The following is a 16,070-nucleotide window of genomic DNA, read 5'->3' on the forward strand; positions in this document are numbered from 1 at the left end:
CTCAGCGCAGCTTCGGGTCGAGGGCTTCGCGTACGGCGTCACCCATCATGATGAACGCCAGCACCGTGATACTCAGCATTCCTGCCGGGAAGAACAGCGTGTGCGGGTTGTTCCGGATGTCCTGCGTGGCGTCGGAGATGTCGCCGCCCCACGAGATCGCGCCGTCGCCGAGGCCGAGGCCCAGGTAGGACAGCGTCGACTCGGCCACGATGTACGTACCGAGCGAGATGGTCGCTACGACGATCACCGGAGCCAGCGCGTTCGGCAGGATGTGGCGGAACAGGATCCGCTTGGTCCCGGCGCCGAGCGCACGCGCCGCCACCACATAGTCGGCGTGCTTGGTGGTGATCACCGCGCCGCGCATCACGCGCGCGATCTGCGTCCAGCCGAGGAAGGCGAGCGCGCCCATGACGACCCAGACGGTGCGGTCGGTGAAGGCGTTCAGGACGACCATCGCGCCGAGCAGGAACGGGATGCCGAAGAACACGTCGGTGAGCCGGGAGATGAGGCTGTCCCAGAACCCGCCGAAGTAGCCCGCGAGCATGCCGCACAGTCCGCCGAAGAGGGTGACGAGGACGGTCACGCCGACGCCGACGAGGATCGAGTTGCGCGCGCCGAAGACGACCCGGGCGTAGATGCTGCGGCCCGTCCTGTCGTATCCGAACCACTCGGCCTGGAAGAAGTGGCTGAGCTCGGGCTTCCCCAGGAAGTGGTTGACCTGGTCGCCGGACTCCGGGTCCGCGTTGGTGAAGAGCCCGGGGGCGATCGCGACCACGAGCAGGATCGCGATCAGGAACGCGGAGACGACGAAGAGCGGATTGCGGCGCAGCTCCCGCCACGCGTCGTTCCACAGGCTGCGCGGCTTGCCCGGCGCCGGACCGGCGGCGGCGGCCGTTTCCACCACGTCGGGAGCCACGGTCTTCTCGTCCGCGGCCGGGGTCTTGGTGAGGTCAGGCATAACGGATCCTCGGGTCCAGGACCGCGTAAAGCAGGTCGACGATCAGGCTGGCTGCGAGGTACACGAGCACCAGGACGGTGACGACACCGACGATGACCGCGCCCTCACGGCGGGCGAGAGCCTGGAAGAGGAGGTTGCCGACGCCCGTCACATTGAAGATTCCCTCGGTGATGACCGCGCCGCCCATCAGGGTGCCGACGTCGGTGCCGAGGTAAGTCACCACGGGGATCAGCGAGTTGCGCAGCAGATGCCGGGTGATGATGCGCTGCCGGGGCAGGCCCTTGGCCACCGCCGTACGCATGTAGTCCGCCTGCCGGTTCTCGGCGATCGAGGTGCGGGTCAGTCGCGCCACATAGGCGAGTCCGACCATGCCGAGCACGATCGCGGGAACCATCAGCTGGCTCATGTTCTCGGAGTCCTGAACCGTGGGTGTGATCCACCCGAGCTCGTTGCCGAAGAACAGCTGGCACAGCAGACCGACCACGAAGATCGGTACGGAGATCACCAGGAGCGTGAAGAGCGTGACCGTGTTGTCGACGAAACGGCCGCGCTTGATGCCGGCCAGGACGCCCAGGGTGATGCCGACGATGAGCTCGAACGTCCAGGCCATCGAGGCCAGTCTGATCGAGACCGGGAAGGCCTGGGTGATCTCGTCGAGCACCGGCCGGTTACCGGCGATGGTGTTGCCGAAATCGCCTTGCAGCAGCCCGCCCATGTAGTGCAGATACTGCTGCCAGAGCGGCAGATCCAGACCACGGTCGTGGCGAATCTGCGCCACCTGCGCCGGGTCCGGCGGCTTGTCTCCCCACAGCGCCCGTACGGGGTCGCCGGGGAGCACGTTGACCATGATGAAGATCAACAGGGTTGTCCCGATGAAGACCGGGATCATCTGGAGCAGTCGCCGCGCGACATAGCGCCCCATTGGTGCCTCCGTCCAATCCGGAGCCGCCCGAAGCGACGCCCGGGATCGCCGGGCGTCGCTTCGGGAACTGGCCTCCGACGCCTACTTCTTGAAGACCTCGATGTCGGTGAGGATCGGGTCACCGGCCTGGTCAAACTGCACGTGCTTGACGTTCTGCGAGTAGGCGGAGAGCGTCTTGTTGTACCAGAGCGGGATGCCCGGGAACGTGTTCACGAGCTGCTTCTCAGCCTCGTTGTACAGCTCCGCGGACTCGTCGATCGTCTTGGCCGCGTCGGCCTTCTTGGTCAGCTCGTCGAACTTCTTGTCCGAGAAGCCGCCCTTGTTGCCGTCGACGCCCGTGCCGTAGAGGTCGGCGAGGAAGTTGCCGTTGAACGGGTAGTCGAGCACCCAGCCCGACCGGTACATCGCCTTGACCTGCTTCTTGTCCCGCACCTCGGTGTCGGCCTGGAAGTCGGTCTTCGGGTCGCCGACGCACTTCACGCCGGTCGACTTGGTGATGGAGTTGCACACCGCCGTGACCCAGCCCTTGTGCGGCTGGTCGGCGTTGTACTGGATGGAGATCTTGTTGCCCGGAACGCCGCCGCCGTCCTTGACGAACTGCTTGGCTTTCTTCGGGTCGAACTTGCAGAACTCACCACAGGCGCCGGGCTTGTAGCCCTTGACGCCCTTGGCGACCCAGCCGGTGGCGGACTCACGCGTACCGGCGAAGGTGGTCTTCGCGATGGTGTCGCGGTCGATCGCCATGGACAGACCCTGGATGACCTTCACGTCGACGTCCTTGAACGTCTTGCTGTAGAAGGCCGGGTTGACCGTGTTGATCGCGGAGAAGTCCTGCTGGATCGCGCGGTCGCCGAAGTCCTGCTTGAAGTTGGCCAGCTCGCTGTCCGGGATCAGCGGCATCGTGTCGACGTTGTCCGAGCGCAGGTCGTTGTACGCGGCCTGCGGCGTCGTGTACGCCTTGAAGTTGACGCCACCGTTCTTGGGCTTGTTGGAGCCCTTGTACTCGGGCCAGGCGGTGACCTGGATCGACTTCTTGTGGTCCCAGCTCTTGAACTTGTAGGGACCGTTGCCGACCGGCTTCTCGCCGTACGTCTTCGGGTCCTTCAGGGCCGCCGAGGGCATCGGGTAGAAGGGCGCGTAGACGAGCTTGTACGCGTAGTACGGGATGCCCGAGTTCAGCGTGATGGTGAAGGTGTTGTCGTCGACGACCTTCAGGCCGGACATGGTCTTGCCCGTGCCCTTGCCCTTCTCGGGGTGCACCTTGTCGTAGCCGACGATGTCGCGGTACCAGGCGCTGTTCTGCTGGCCGTTGGCGGGGTTGGCCGCGAAGTTCCAGGCGTCCACGTACGACTTGGCCGTGACGGCCTCGCCGTTGTGGAACTTCCAGCCCGGCTTCAGCTTGACGGTCCACACCTTGTTGTCCTTGTCGGGGGTAACCGACTCGGCGTTCTCGTAGGTGATGTTGCCCTGCTTGTCGTAGTTGACAAGCCCCGTGAAGAGGGAGTTGATGACGACGCTGCCGTACGCCTCCATGGTGTTCGCCGGCTGCAGGGCGTTCTGCGGCTCACCATTGGCGTAGCTGACGATCCCCTTGGGGTCGACCTTGCGGTTGCTGTTGTCGCTGCTGTCGCTGCCGCCGCCACAAGCGGTGGCAGTCAGAGCCACAACACCGGCTATCGCGACCCACTTGGCGCTCTTGGCACCACGCATGGGGTTCCTCCTCATGAGTCCACTTGTTCACTACGAGAGGGGGTACGAGAAACCGCGCCGACACCCCTGACGGCGAAGATCGACATACCCCAGTGTGCTCGTGAGTCGGCGCTCCCCACAGCGCGTGACCCATTGACCCGAGCTATACGCGGTCAACTATTAGCCATGAGGCAGGGGTCGACCACAGTCTTTTGGTCTCGGTTCAATCACACCTGGTGCGTACAACTTCCAAAATCCGGACAAACCGATCCGAGATAGATGGTTGCGAAACGGACGTGTTACACATCTAACGGTCAACGGTGTCCGCATTCCGGACGGAGCGTCCACGAAAACCGGTTGCGGCGAGCCGAGTCGGGGACAGTCGGCGAGGCCTTCCCGGGTCGCCGAGTGGACACGCGTAGACCCCGGGAGGTGGGGGCCAGCGTAGCGCCGCCGCGAGCCGCGTACGGGGTGATCGCCGGGAGATACGCGAGAGGCCGGCTCCCGACCCCCCTCGCGGAGGGGCGGAAACCGGCCTCGGATGCTGAATTCGCCAAGCTTTTAGGGAGACTTGGCGCGAGCCTCAGCTGTGCTTGGCGCGCGAAGCGGTGCGGCCGCGCTGCTTCTGGTCCAGGACGACCTTGCGGATACGCACGGTCTCCGGGGTCACCTCGATGCACTCGTCGTCGCGGCAGAACTCCAGGGACTGCTCGAGCGAGAGCTTGCGGGCAGGCACGACGTTCTCGGTCGTGTCCGCGGAAGCCGCACGCATGTTGGTGAGCTTCTTCTCCTTGGTGATGTTCACGTCCATGTCGTCGGCGCGCGAGTTCTCGCCGACGATCATGCCCTCGTACACCTCGGTGCCGGCCTCGGTGAAGATGACACCGCGCTCCTGGAGGTTGACCATCGCGAACGGCGTGACCGAACCCGAGCGGTCGGCGACCAGCGAGCCGTTGTGACGGGTGCGCAGCTCGCCGAACCACGGCTCGTGGCCCTCGAAGATCGAGTGCGCGATGCCCGTACCACGGGTCTGCGTCAGGAACTCCGTACGGAAGCCGATGAGGCCACGCGACGGAACGATCCACTCCATGCGGATCCAGCCGGAGCCGTGGTTGGTCATCGTCTCCATGCGGCCCTTGCGGGTCGCCATCAGCTGCGTGATGGCGCCGAGGTGCTCCTCGGGCGAGTCGATCGTCATGCGCTCGATCGGCTCGTACGTCTTGCCGTCGACCTGCTTGGTGACGACCTCGGGCTTGCCGACGGTGAGCTCGAAGCCCTCGCGGCGCATCTGCTCGACCAGGATGGCGAGCGCGAGCTCACCACGGCCCTGGACCTCCCAGGCGTCGGGGCGCTCGGTGTCGAGGACGCGGAGCGAGACGTTACCGATCAGCTCCTTGTCCAGACGGTCCTTCACCTGGCGGGCGGTGACCTTGTGGCCCTTGCCGCCCTTGCCGACCAGCGGCGAGGTGTTCGTACCGATGGTCATGGAGATCGCGGGCTCGTCGACCGTGATCAGCGGCAGCGCGATCGGGTTCTCGGGGTCGGCCAGGGTCTCGCCGATCATGATGTCCGCGATACCGGCGATGGCGCAGATGTCACCGGGGCCGGCCTTCTCCGCGGGCTTGCGGGTGAGCGCCTCGGTCATCATCAGCTCGGTGATGCGGACGTTCTGGATCGTGCCGTCACGCTTGATCCACGCGACGGTCTGGCCCTTCTTCAGCTCGCCCTGCTCGACGCGGCAGAGGGCGATACGGCCGAGGAAGTTGTCGGCGTCCAGGTTGGTGACGTGCGCCTGGAGGGGGGCCTGCTCGTCGTACTCCGGAGCGGGGACGTGCTCCAGGATCGTCGAGAAGAACGGCTCCAGGTTGGTGCTGTCCGCGGGGACGGTGCCGTCCTCCGGCTTGGTCAGCGAGGCGATGCCGTCACGGCCGCAGGCGTAGACGATCGGGAACTCGATCTGGTCCTCGTCCGCGTCCAGGTCCAGGAACAGGTCGTACGTCTCGTTGACGACCTCGTCGATCCGGGAGTCCGGGCGGTCGGTCTTGTTGATGCACAGGATGACCGGCATCCGGGCCTGGAGGGCCTTGCGGAGCACGAAGCGGGTCTGCGGCAGCGGACCCTCGGAGGCGTCGACGAGCAGGACGACCGCGTCCACCATCGACAGACCGCGCTCGACCTCGCCACCGAAGTCGGCGTGACCGGGGGTGTCGATGATGTTGATGGTGATGGGCTCGCCACCATCCTTGGGGTGGTACTTCACGGCCGTGTTCTTGGCCAGGATCGTGATGCCCTTCTCACGCTCCAGGTCGTTCGAGTCCATCATGCGGTCGTCGAGCGACTCGGCGGCGTGCGCCGCGAAGGCACCGGCCTGCTTGAGCATGGCATCGACGATGGTCGTCTTGCCGTGGTCGACGTGGGCGACGATGGCGACGTTACGAATGTCATGGCGCGTGGGCATACGAGCTGCGCTTCTCCCGGGAAGAGTGGACGGCGGCGCGTACGGTCCGGTACGCGTGCCCTGCCGGGCAGACAACACGCCACGGCCTTACCCCAGTCTACGTGGCTCCCGCGGAGGTAGCCTCCGCGGGACCCTCGCAGGGGGTTTGAGCTGGGGTTTTGCTCGGGCCAACGGGGGGGGAAGGGCGGGCCAGGTCAATGGGTAGGAACGACCTTGCCCGCCGGGGTCACCGGCGGGCAAGGGAGTTGAGCGGAATCTGAGCGACGAACTTAGGGCAGGCTCACTTCGTCATCCGGGCAGGCCCACTTCGTCACGGAGTGTTCACTTCGCCGACGGGTTCCCCGAGGGCTTCGTGCCCGGCTTCAGGAAGCCGATGTCCTCGTAGTTCGGGGACTGGAAACCGAACGCCCCGGCGTTGGCCAGGTTCGGCCGGGCTGCCACCAGCTGGGGGCGCTGGTAGAGCGGGATGGAGCCCGCCTCGGCCCAGATACGGGCGTCGGCCTTCCGCACCAGGGCGCGTCCCTCGTCCTCGTCCAGCTCCCCCATCGCCTGGTCGAAGAGCTGGTCGATGTGGTCCGTGCCGACCCGCGTGTAATTCTGCTCGACGTTCAGCGAGCCGTCCGCCGCGGGCACCGGCTTGGCGAAGATCGGGCGCGCGTCCGTGGCCGGGAAGGCCGACGCGGGCCAGGAGTACAGCGCGAGGTCGTACTGACCGGACGCGATGTGGTCCTTGAAGTAGCTGTCGTCGGCGACCTTCGCCGTCTCCGTGCGTACGCCGATCTTCTCCAGCATCGCGGAGATACGATCCGCCACCGTGCGCAGCGACTCCGAGCCCTCGCCCGACGGCAGGACGAAGCGGAGGGTGAGCGGCTTGCCGTCCTTGGCCATGGGGCCGCCCGCGGCCGCTGCGGGAGCGGCGGGAGCCGCGGTGCCCTTGGGGGCGTAGGCGCCGGGGGCGCCGCCCTTCTTCGCCTGCTGGCCTGCGTGCTCCTTCGCCTGCCGGCCGGTGTGCTGCCGGGCGTGCTCGCCGGGGTCCTTCTTCTTTTCCTTGTCGGCCTCGCGGGATGCCGCTTTGCGGTGGGCCGCTTCGCGGTGCGCCGTGAGGGAGGCGGCCTGGCGGCTCAGCGCCGCCTCCTGGTAGGCCGCCACCGGGGCGGGCGCGAGCACGGAGGTGCCGCTGTCGCCGGGCTTCTGGTCTTCCTCGCCGACGATGTAGGTGCCGTCGCCGGACTCGCTCTCGTTCTTCTTGTCGGCGTTCTGGTTCTTCTTGTCGGCGTTCTCGTTGCTCTTGTCGGCCTTCTCGGCGTCCGCCTCGCTTCCGGCCGCCTTCCCCTTCTTCTCCTTCTCGCCCTTCAGCGGGCCGCCCGGCACCCACCCCGCGTCGGCGAGCAGCGCCCGCGCCTCGGTGGTGTCCTGCTCACCCAGGGCTCCGCTGTTGTCCGCGTACGCCTGCTGTCCGGCGAGCGCCAGATGGCTGCCGACCGGCTCGGCGGGCAGGCCGAGGGGGCCCAGGACAGCCTTGGCGATCGCGTCCCGGTCGAGGGCGCGGGCCACCGCGCGCCGCACCCTGTCGTCGGCCAGCGGCCCCTCCGTGCCGTTGAGGGCGAGCTGGGTGTAGGCCGGTTCGAGGGACTTGCGGACGGTGTAGCCCCGCAGACCCGTCTGCTCGTCGGCGTACCTCTTGATCGCCTTCTGGTTCTTCTCGCGGGCCTGCTGCTCGGTGTCGGCCGCCTCCTCGTCGGAGCCGTTGGCGACCGCCCAGGAGCGCAGCGCCTTGCCGGGGGTGAGCTGCGCCTCGGGCCCGTGGGCGAGCGGCCCCTGGACGCCCTTGTCGCGGGCGGCGTTCGCGATGCGGGCCGCCTCGGGAGCGTCGATCTCGGCGAGGTCGACCTTCCCCGCGGCCAGCGCGGCGGCCCGCTCGGCGCGCGGCACCTCCCGCAGGACCAGCTTGGAGAGCTTCGCGGGCCTGCCCCACCAGCGGGGGTTGCGGGCCAGCGTGACCTCGCCCGCCTTGCGGTCGAAGTCCTGGATGGCGAACGGACCCGCACTCACCTTGAGCGCCCGCCGCGCCCCGTCGTTGAAGGTGTCGGGCGTGCCCATGACCTCCTTCGGGTACAGCGGCGAGAAGAGCGAGCGCCAGTCCGCGTACGGCTTGTCGAAGGTGACGCGCACCTCCAGGTTGTTCGCGCCGCGCTCGATCTTCTGGATGCGGTCGTAGCCCGCGTTGCGTGCCGTCCAGTACGCGGTGTCCTTGCCGGACAGGGCGCGCTGCTGCGCGGCGAAGTCGTCGGCGCCGATCTCCCGGCCGTCGCTCCACACCGCCTGCTGGTTGAGCTTGTAGAGCACGACCTGCTTGGGCTCGCGCTCGACGACCTCCGCGGACTCCAGGAAGTCGGCGTTGCGCTGGGCCCTGCCCTGCGCGTCAAGGCGGTACATCGACGGCAGGACGGCGCCCGCGACCCGCGAGGTGCCCGCGTCGGCGTCCGACTGGAAGGAGTTGAGGGTCTCCGGAACCGCGTCGACGGCCCAGTTCATGGTCCCCCCGTCGGCGACGAGATCCCGTGCGGCGGGCGCGATCTGCTGGCCCGCCGTCGGGGATCCTGCCTCGTCGTGGGAGCTGCAGGCGGCGAGGGCGGGCAGCGCCAGCACGCCCGTGGCGAGGAACACGACAGATCGCAATCTGACGCCTTCTTGGGACATGACAGGTACCTCCGGGGCTCGCCCGGCCGCCCGCTACCAGGACCGGGCCGGGTTTGATCACGTTTGGCGGTATATGGAGCTGATCACATCTATCGCCCCACTGAAGGGGACGGGACCCGGCCGGTGACGGCGACACGACGTGGGCACGCGCAGATCCCACTCGTGCGGCGCAATCGGGGGTGACGGTGCGTTACGGGGCTTCGCGTGGCGGGAGCTCGGCGCGGCGGCCTTCGAATGGCGGGGCGCGGTGGCCTTCGTATGGCGGGGCGCGGCGACGGCGCGCACCACGGCGCGTTTGCGTACGTACGAGCCGGGAATCCCGGCAGATCCCTTCACAAGCGGCGATGTGACGCGCGACACTCGCAGGCGCATGAACGTTGCCACCGCACACCTGAAGTGAGGGCAAGTCATGGCTCTGCAGGATGATCTGACGGCTGTTCAGCGCTGCGTCGACGACCTGGTCCGCACGATCGGCAAGCTGGAACAGCAGGTCGGCGACGACGCCAAGGGCCTGGCCGGGATCGACGTCCGCCGGGTCCGCACGGACGCCGACCATCTGCGCGAGAGCGTCGCACTGCTGCGCGCGGCGGCCCCCGCGGGCGGCGCGCCACCGAAGCGGCCCGACATGGTCACCATCCCCGATACGCCGTACGACAGCACCCTGTGGACGGATTCGGACGACGAGGGCCTGGGCGCCAGCGACCGGCACGCGCCCTGAGCCGCGGTCTGCCACGGAATCCCGGCACGCCCGCCCCCGCACGCCGACCTGAGGACAAAGGAGTGGAGCCTCGTTGGCCACTGGCACGGAACCCCATCTGAAGAGCGGCCCGGCCCCAGGCGGCGTACGAGCGGGAACGCGCGCCGCGATCAGCGCTGCCCATCTGCGGACCGACCGCTGGTGGCTGGCGCCCGCCGCGACCGCCGCCGGACTCTTCGCCTTCGTCGTCTACTCCACGTGGCGGGCCTTCGCCAACGCGGACTACTACGAGGCGCCCTACGTCTCCCCGTTCTACTCGCCGTGCCTCGCCGAGAACTGCGAGCCGATGCGGAACGGGCCCAACTGGGAGATCTTCGGCAGCTGGTGGGGCCTGTCCCCCGCGCTGCTGATCCTGATCTTCCCGCTCGGCTTCCGGCTGACCTGCTACTACTACCGGAAGGCCTACTACCGCGGATTCTGGGCCTCACCGCCCGCCTGCGCGGTCGCCGAGCCGCACAAGAAGTACTCCGGAGAGACCCGTTTCCCGCTGATCCTGCAGAACATCCACCGCTACTTCTTCTACGCGGCGGTCCCGGTGGCGGGCATCCTCACGTACGACACCGTGCTCTCGTTCCGTGACGAGCACTACGAGTGGGGCCACATGGGCCTCGGCACGCTCATCTTCCTGGTCAACATCTCGCTGATCTGGGCGTACACCCTCTCCTGCCACTCCTGTCGGCACATCGTCGGCGGCAAGCTCAAGCACTTCTCCAAGCATCCCGTCCGGTACCGCATGTGGCAGTGGGTTGGAAAACTGAACGCACGCCACATGCTGCTCGCCTGGGCCTCCCTGGTGAGCGTGGCGCTCGCCGACTTCTACGTGTATCTGATCGCGTCCGGCGCCTTCGACGATCCGAGGTTGTTCTGATGTCTCAAGTGGAGCGGCAGCAGTGGGACGTTGTCGTCGTGGGGGCCGGCGGCGCGGGGCTGCGGGCCGCGATCGAGGCACGCGAGCAGGGCGCCCGTACGGCCGTGATCTGCAAGTCCCTGTTCGGCAAGGCCCATACGGTGATGGCGGAGGGCGGCATCGCCGCCTCCATGGGCAATGTGAACTCCGGGGACAACTGGCAGGTCCACTTCCGCGACACCATGCGCGGCGGAAAGTTCCTCAACCAGTGGCGGATGGCCGAGCTGCACGCGCGCGAGGCGCCGGACCGCGTCTGGGAGTTGGAGACCTGGGGCGCGCTCTTCGACCGCACGGCGGACGGGCGGATCTCGCAGCGCAACTTCGGCGGACACGAGTACCCGCGCCTCGCGCACGTCGGCGACCGCACCGGGCTCGAACTGATCCGCACGCTTCAACAGAAGATCGTGTCCCTCCAGCAGGAGGACGAGCGCGAATTCGGCGACTACGAAGCGCGGTTGAAGGTCTTCCAGGAGTGCACGGTCACGCGGGTCCTCAAGGACGGCGAGCGCGTCGGCGGCACCTTCTGCTACGACCGTGAATCGGGCCGCTTCTTCGTGCTTGAGGCGCCGAGCGTCATCCTCGCGACCGGTGGCATCGGCAAGTCCTTCAAGGTGACGTCGAACTCCTGGGAGTACACGGGCGACGGTCACGCGCTCGCGCTGCTCGCCGGGGCGCCCCTCGTGAACATGGAGTTCGTGCAGTTCCACCCCACGGGGATGGTCTGGCCGCCTTCCGTGAAGGGCATCCTCGTCACCGAGTCCGTGCGCGGTGACGGCGGCGTACTGCGCAACTCCGAAGGCAAGCGGTTCATGTTCGACTACGTACCCGACGTCTTCAAGGAGAAGTACGCGCAGTCGGAGGAGGAGGGCGACCGCTGGTACGAGGATCCGGACAACAACCGCCGCCCCCCTGAGCTGCTGCCGCGCGACGAGGTGGCGCGTGCCATCAACTCCGAGGTGAAGGCGGGCCGCGGATCGCCGCACGGCGGGGTCTTCCTGGACGTGTCGACGCGGATGCCCGCCGAGGTGATCCGGCGCCGACTCCCGTCCATGTACCACCAGTTCAAGGAGCTGGCGGACGTCGACATCACGGCGGAGGCGATGGAGGTCGGGCCGACCTGTCACTACGTGATGGGGGGTATCTCGGTCGACTCGGACACGGCGGCGGCCCAGCGGGTGCCGGGGCTGTACGCGGCCGGGGAAGTGGCCGGCGGTATGCACGGCTCCAACCGGCTGGGCGGCAACTCCCTCTCCGACCTGCTGGTCTTCGGGCGGCGCGCGGGACTGCACGCCGCGCGGTACGCGTCCTCGCTCGCCGGGGCCAGGCCCCTGGTCGACGACACCCAGGTGGACACGGCGGCGGCCGAGGCACTGCGGCCGTTCAGCGCGGAGGGCCCCGAGGAGGGCGCGACTCCGGAGAACCCGTACACGCTCCACCAGCAGCTGCAGCAGACCATGAACGACCTGGTCGGCATCATCCGCCGCGAGGCCGAGATGGAGCAGGCCCTGGAGAAGCTCGCCGAGCTGCGGGTGCGGGCCCGGCGGGCCGGCGTCGAGGGCCACCGCCAGTTCAACCCCGGCTGGCACCTCGCGCTCGACCTGCGCAACATGCTGCTGGTCAGCGAGTGCGTGGCACGGGCCGCCCTGGAGCGCACGGAGAGCAGGGGTGGGCACACCCGCGAGGACCATCCGGCGATGAACCGGGAGTGGCGCCGCGCCAATCTGCTCTGCCAACTCGCCGATCCCACGGGCGGATTGGCGGCCACCGACCCGGTACGCGGCCAGATCGACCTGGTGCGGGTCACGACCGAGCCCATCCGTCCCGACTTGCTCGCCCTCTTCGAGAAGGAGGAGCTGGTCAAGTACTTGGCTGAAGAGGAGCTCTACGAGTGAGTACGAGTACGGCGAACGCTTCCGGCACCGCGTACGAAGCTCATTTCCGGGTCTGGCGCGGGGACGTCGACGGCGGCGGCCTGGAGGACTTCAAGGTCGAGGTCAACGAGGGCGAGGTCGTCCTCGACATCATCCACCGCCTCCAGGCCACCCAGGCCCCCGACCTCGCGGTGCGCTGGAACTGCAAGGCGGGCAAGTGCGGTTCGTGCTCGGCGGAGATCAACGGTCGGCCGCGGCTGATGTGCATGACGCGGATGTCGGTGTTCGGCCGCGACGACGTCATCACGGTGACTCCGCTGCGGGCGTTCCCCGTGGTGCGCGACCTGGTGACGGACGTGGGCTTCAACTACACGAAGGCCCGCGAGGTCCCGGCCTTCGTGCCGCCCGCCGATCTCGGTCCCGGCGAGTACCGCATGATGCAGGAGGACGTGGACCGCTCCCAGGAGTTCCGCAAGTGCATCGAGTGCTTCCTGTGCCAGGACACCTGCCATGTGGTGCGCGACCACGAGGAGAACAAGGGGGCGTTCGCAGGACCGCGCTTCCTGATGCGGGTCGCGGAGCTGGACATGCATCCGCTGGACGCGGCGTCGGACACCGGCCTCGACCGCAAGCGGACCGCCCAGGACGAGCACGGGCTCGGCTACTGCAACATCACCAAGTGCTGTACGGAGGTCTGCCCCGAGGGCATCAAGATCACGGACAACGCGCTGATTCCGCTGAAGGAGCGCGCGGTTGACCGGAAGTACGATCCGCTGGTTTGGCTGGGGAACAAGATTCGGCGGCGGTCGGCGGAGGATGGGTGAGGGGCGCCTGGCGGGGCGCGGGTGATCGGCTTGTGGGGGTAATCCCCCAGGCCGAAGTCTCGGGATTTCCCACATGGTCACGGGCGTGGGGCGAGATCAACATGGAGGCATGAACTCTTCCGCGACTGGTACGCACTCGAAATCCCGCTCGGCGCCGACCCGACGCTCGGTGCTGGGCCTGACGGCGGTCGGCGTCGCGGCGGCGCTGACCGTCCCGGCCCTGGCAGAGGCCGGGCCCGCACCCACACCCGGGCCCACGGGCGTGGAGGCACGGCTGCCCCCACCCACCGGCCCGCATGAGATCGGCACGGTGTCGACCCGCTTGGTCGACCGCTCCCGCAAGGACCCGTGGGTGACGTCGCGGCCGTACCGCGAGTTGATGATCAGCGTCTGGTACCCGGCGGCGCGGAAGCCGGACGGAGCCAAGCACCCCCTTGCTCCGTACATGGCGGCGGGCGCGGCCAAGCACTGGGACTCCATGTCTCCGCACGGCATCCCCAAGGGCGCGATCGACTTCGCGGCGATGCGCACCCACGCCCGCGAGGGAGCCCCGCCCGACACGACCGGCGGCCGACGCCCCGTGGTGATCTACACCTCGGGCGCCAACGACCCCCGTACGTGGGGCACTTCAGCGGTGGAGGAGCTGGCGAGCCGGGGCTATGTGGTGGTGACCGTCGACCACACCTATGAGGCACCGGCGGTGCAGTTCCCCGACGGCTCGGTGAAGGACGACGCCCCGCTGCGGAAGGCGCTGGCGCAGGCGCAGGAGAACAACTCGATGCCGGCCCTGCTCAAGAAGGTCCTCGACGTCCGGGTGGCCGACGCCAAGTTCGTCCTCGACCGCCTGGACTCTCTGCCGCACGGCCTGTCCAAGGTCGTCGACCGCGGGCGCACGGGCATGTTCGGCCAGTCCGCGGGCGGCATCGCGGCCGCCGAGACGATGTACGAGGACCGGCGCGTGAAGGCGGGCATAGACCTGGACGGCACCATGGAGTTCAATCCCGAGCCGAACGGCACGAACCTGATGCCGGTGGCCCGACACGGCCTGGACCGCCCGTTCCTCCTGATGGGCAGGCAGGGCAGCGACCGCACGACTGAGCCGTCATGGCGCGAGTTCTGGTCCCACACGACGGCCTGGAAGCGAAACCTGACCCTGCGCGGCTCGAAGCACCAGACGTACACGGACCTGGCCGCGCTGCTGCCCCAGGCCGGGGTAAGCCAGAAGGTGATCGAGGAGAACATGGGCAAGGTCGCCCCCGCGCGAGCGACGGCGGCCCAACGCGCCTATGTGACCTCGTTCTTCGACCGCTGGCTGCGCGACCGGGACGACCATCTGCTGGACGGGCCTTCGGGCCGATACCCGGAGGTGGAGTTCGCGGGTTGAGGCGGGAGGGTTCTCGTCGTTGAGGCGGGACGGTTCTCGTGGCTGAGGCGGCGAGCAGACCTCAGAGGCCCAGGATGTCCAGAACTCCGTCGAGGGAGGTGACTTCGTGGGAGTGGTAGAAGGGGGCCGACGGCTCAGTCCCCCGGTTGAGATACACGGTGTCCTTCACTCCGAGGTCGGTCGCCGACTGCAGGTCGTAGCGCGGGCTGGACGACACATGCATCGTCTCCTCGGGCCGACAGCCCAACTGCTCGTACATGAACTCGAACGCGCGCAGTCGCGGCTTGTAGGCCCGTGCCATCTCGGCCGTGTAGACCGCGTGGAACGGCGCGCCGAGCTTCGCGACGTTCCGGTCGACGTGGCTGTCCGCGGCATTGGAGATGATCACGAGAGGAAAGTGCTCGGCGAGCTTCGCGAGCGGCCCCGGAACATCGGGGTGGGGTCCCCACTCCGGGACCGCCGCGAAGATCTTGGCGGGATCGCCGGGCCGGAAGGCCACCCCGGTGCTCCGGCAGGCTCGCTCGAAGGCCCGGTGGATCACCTCGTCGTAGGGACGCCAGTCGCCCATCACTTCATCGAGCTGATAGCAGCTGAACCGGTGGAGAAAGGCGGCCAGCCTCTCGGGCGGGGCCACGTCCTCGATGACGTCTCGCGCGGCGGCCCCGATGGCGAAGTCCGTCAGCGTTCCGTACATGTCGAAGGTGATGAACTGTGGCGCTGGACGGCTCAACGGACTCTCCTTCTAGAGGGCAGCATCTCCCGGGGGCTGCTTCACGATGTCGCTCACATGCCGGTTGCTCACATGCCGGTTGCTCACACATCAGTCGCTCACATGCCAACCGGCCCGGTCGGCCGGTGATTCCTGACGCGCGTCGCGACACGTTCCGCGCGATGCAGCCAGCCCAGATACCACTCGGCAAACGTCACCCGCTCCGTCTCGTTGCCCGTCTCCCTGTCCCTGTGCCGGATGGGCAGCACGCCCTCACCCACCGCCCGCACGTCGTCCCACATCGTGCCGCGCTCGGGGCCGGTGACGGCGAGCAGTGTGTAGTAGGCGCAGCCCTGCTCGCCGACGCAGAAGGTGCCGTCGGACAGGGTGTCGTGCAGCGTCTCCCACCGCGCGTCCCAAGCGCGGTGGGCGCGCAGGAAGGCGTCGTCGTCGGAGTAGTCGGGGCGCTGCGGCTCCGCGCGCTCATGGGCGTCCAGTTCCTGGGTGAGCTCGGGGCGGAACGGCGGCGGGCCGGGCGGCGGGACAGCGGCCGTGTCGCCCGGAGCGGCCGGCGGCTTCACCGGGAAGAGTCCATAGTCGGGTCCCGCACCCCCGGCGCCCACTTCAAGGAGGAAGCTGCGGAACTCGGCGGGGAACGTGTGGCCGAGCCCTCGCTCCACCGCGCTCACCTGCTCCTCGGTAAGGACGGGGCTCAGCTCGAAGCCATGGCCGTACGTCCCGAACTCCGCGCCGAAGACGGCTGCCCGGTTCGGCGCGCCCCGCAGGGCGAGCACCCGCTCACGTACTCCCGTCCAGACCCCGCCCACCTGCACTCCTCCCCCACACGGCAGCCACCCACCGCGGACCGGCCTTGCCCGAAGTCACCGTACG

Annotated in this window: 12 protein-coding genes; 5 read left to right on the forward strand and 7 right to left on the reverse strand. The window is 68.2% G+C overall.

Translation table 11 applies throughout. The features are described 5' to 3' along the window. Position 1 precedes the first annotated feature (1 nt). The 5 genes from ACIBKX_RS20195 to ACIBKX_RS20215 form a co-directional block, all read right to left on the reverse strand. Positions 2-958, reverse strand: a complete 957-nt coding sequence (locus ACIBKX_RS20195) for an ABC transporter permease (RefSeq protein WP_363271643.1) — start codon at positions 956-958, stop codon at positions 2-4. Next, positions 951-1,880: an ABC transporter permease gene (locus ACIBKX_RS20200; RefSeq protein ID WP_363271644.1), complete on the reverse strand. Its 930-nt coding sequence runs from the start codon at positions 1,878-1,880 to the stop codon at positions 951-953. Before ACIBKX_RS20200 ends, ACIBKX_RS20195 begins: the two co-directional genes overlap by 8 nt. Before the next feature lie 81 nt (positions 1,881-1,961). Beyond that, complete coding sequence (locus ACIBKX_RS20205; RefSeq protein ID WP_363271645.1) at positions 1,962-3,590, reverse strand: ABC transporter substrate-binding protein; 1,629 nt, start codon at positions 3,588-3,590, stop codon at positions 1,962-1,964. Between the two features lie 562 nt (positions 3,591-4,152). Then, the gene (typA, locus tag ACIBKX_RS20210; protein ID WP_363271646.1) at positions 4,153-6,027 is read right to left on the reverse strand and encodes a translational GTPase TypA; all 1,875 of its coding nucleotides are present in this window, start codon (positions 6,025-6,027) and stop codon (positions 4,153-4,155) included. 321 nt (positions 6,028-6,348) lie between these two features. Continuing rightward, positions 6,349-8,727, reverse strand: coding sequence for an ABC transporter family substrate-binding protein (locus tag ACIBKX_RS20215; protein ID WP_363271647.1), 2,379 nt, complete (start codon positions 8,725-8,727; stop codon positions 6,349-6,351). 409 nt (positions 8,728-9,136) lie between these two features. On the opposite strand from ACIBKX_RS20215, the gene ACIBKX_RS20220 reads away from it, so the two are divergent. The 5 genes from ACIBKX_RS20220 (at position 9,137) to ACIBKX_RS20240 (ending at position 14,470) form a co-directional block, all read left to right on the forward strand. Beyond that, positions 9,137-9,445: a hypothetical protein gene (locus ACIBKX_RS20220; RefSeq protein WP_363271648.1), complete on the forward strand. Its 309-nt coding sequence runs from the start codon at positions 9,137-9,139 to the stop codon at positions 9,443-9,445. Positions 9,446-9,518: 73 nt separating this feature from the next. Beyond that, a complete protein-coding gene (locus tag ACIBKX_RS20225; RefSeq protein ID WP_363271649.1) occupies positions 9,519-10,352 on the forward strand; it encodes a hypothetical protein in 834 nt (277 codons plus the stop codon). Beyond that, positions 10,352-12,283 carry a fumarate reductase/succinate dehydrogenase flavoprotein subunit gene (locus tag ACIBKX_RS20230; RefSeq protein WP_363271650.1) on the forward strand — a complete coding sequence of 644 codons (1,932 nt, stop codon included), beginning with the start codon at positions 10,352-10,354 and terminating at the stop codon, positions 12,281-12,283. The genes ACIBKX_RS20225 and ACIBKX_RS20230 overlap by 1 nt, the downstream gene beginning before the upstream one ends. Continuing rightward, a complete protein-coding gene (locus ACIBKX_RS20235; protein ID WP_363271651.1) occupies positions 12,280-13,086 on the forward strand; it encodes a succinate dehydrogenase/fumarate reductase iron-sulfur subunit in 807 nt (268 codons plus the stop codon). The genes ACIBKX_RS20230 and ACIBKX_RS20235 overlap by 4 nt, the downstream gene beginning before the upstream one ends. 109 nt (positions 13,087-13,195) lie before the next feature. Beyond that, entirely contained in the window at positions 13,196-14,470 is a 1,275-nt protein-coding gene (locus tag ACIBKX_RS20240; RefSeq protein WP_363271652.1) for a hydrolase, read from the forward strand. Positions 14,471-14,531: 61 nt separating this feature from the next. On the opposite strand, the gene ACIBKX_RS20245 is transcribed toward ACIBKX_RS20240, so the two are convergent. Both ACIBKX_RS20245 and ACIBKX_RS20250 read right to left on the reverse strand, forming a co-directional pair. Then, complete coding sequence (locus ACIBKX_RS20245; RefSeq protein WP_363271653.1) at positions 14,532-15,200, reverse strand: haloacid dehalogenase type II; 669 nt, start codon at positions 15,198-15,200, stop codon at positions 14,532-14,534. Between the two features lie 98 nt (positions 15,201-15,298). Then, on the reverse strand, positions 15,299-16,006 hold the full coding sequence (locus ACIBKX_RS20250) for an SMI1/KNR4 family protein (RefSeq protein ID WP_363271654.1): 708 nt from the start codon (positions 16,004-16,006) through the stop codon (positions 15,299-15,301). Positions 16,007-16,070 lie beyond the last annotated feature (64 nt).

The organism is Streptomyces sp. NPDC050658 (genome assembly GCF_044457025.1).
Lineage (GTDB): Bacteria > Actinomycetota > Actinomycetes > Streptomycetales > Streptomycetaceae > Streptomyces.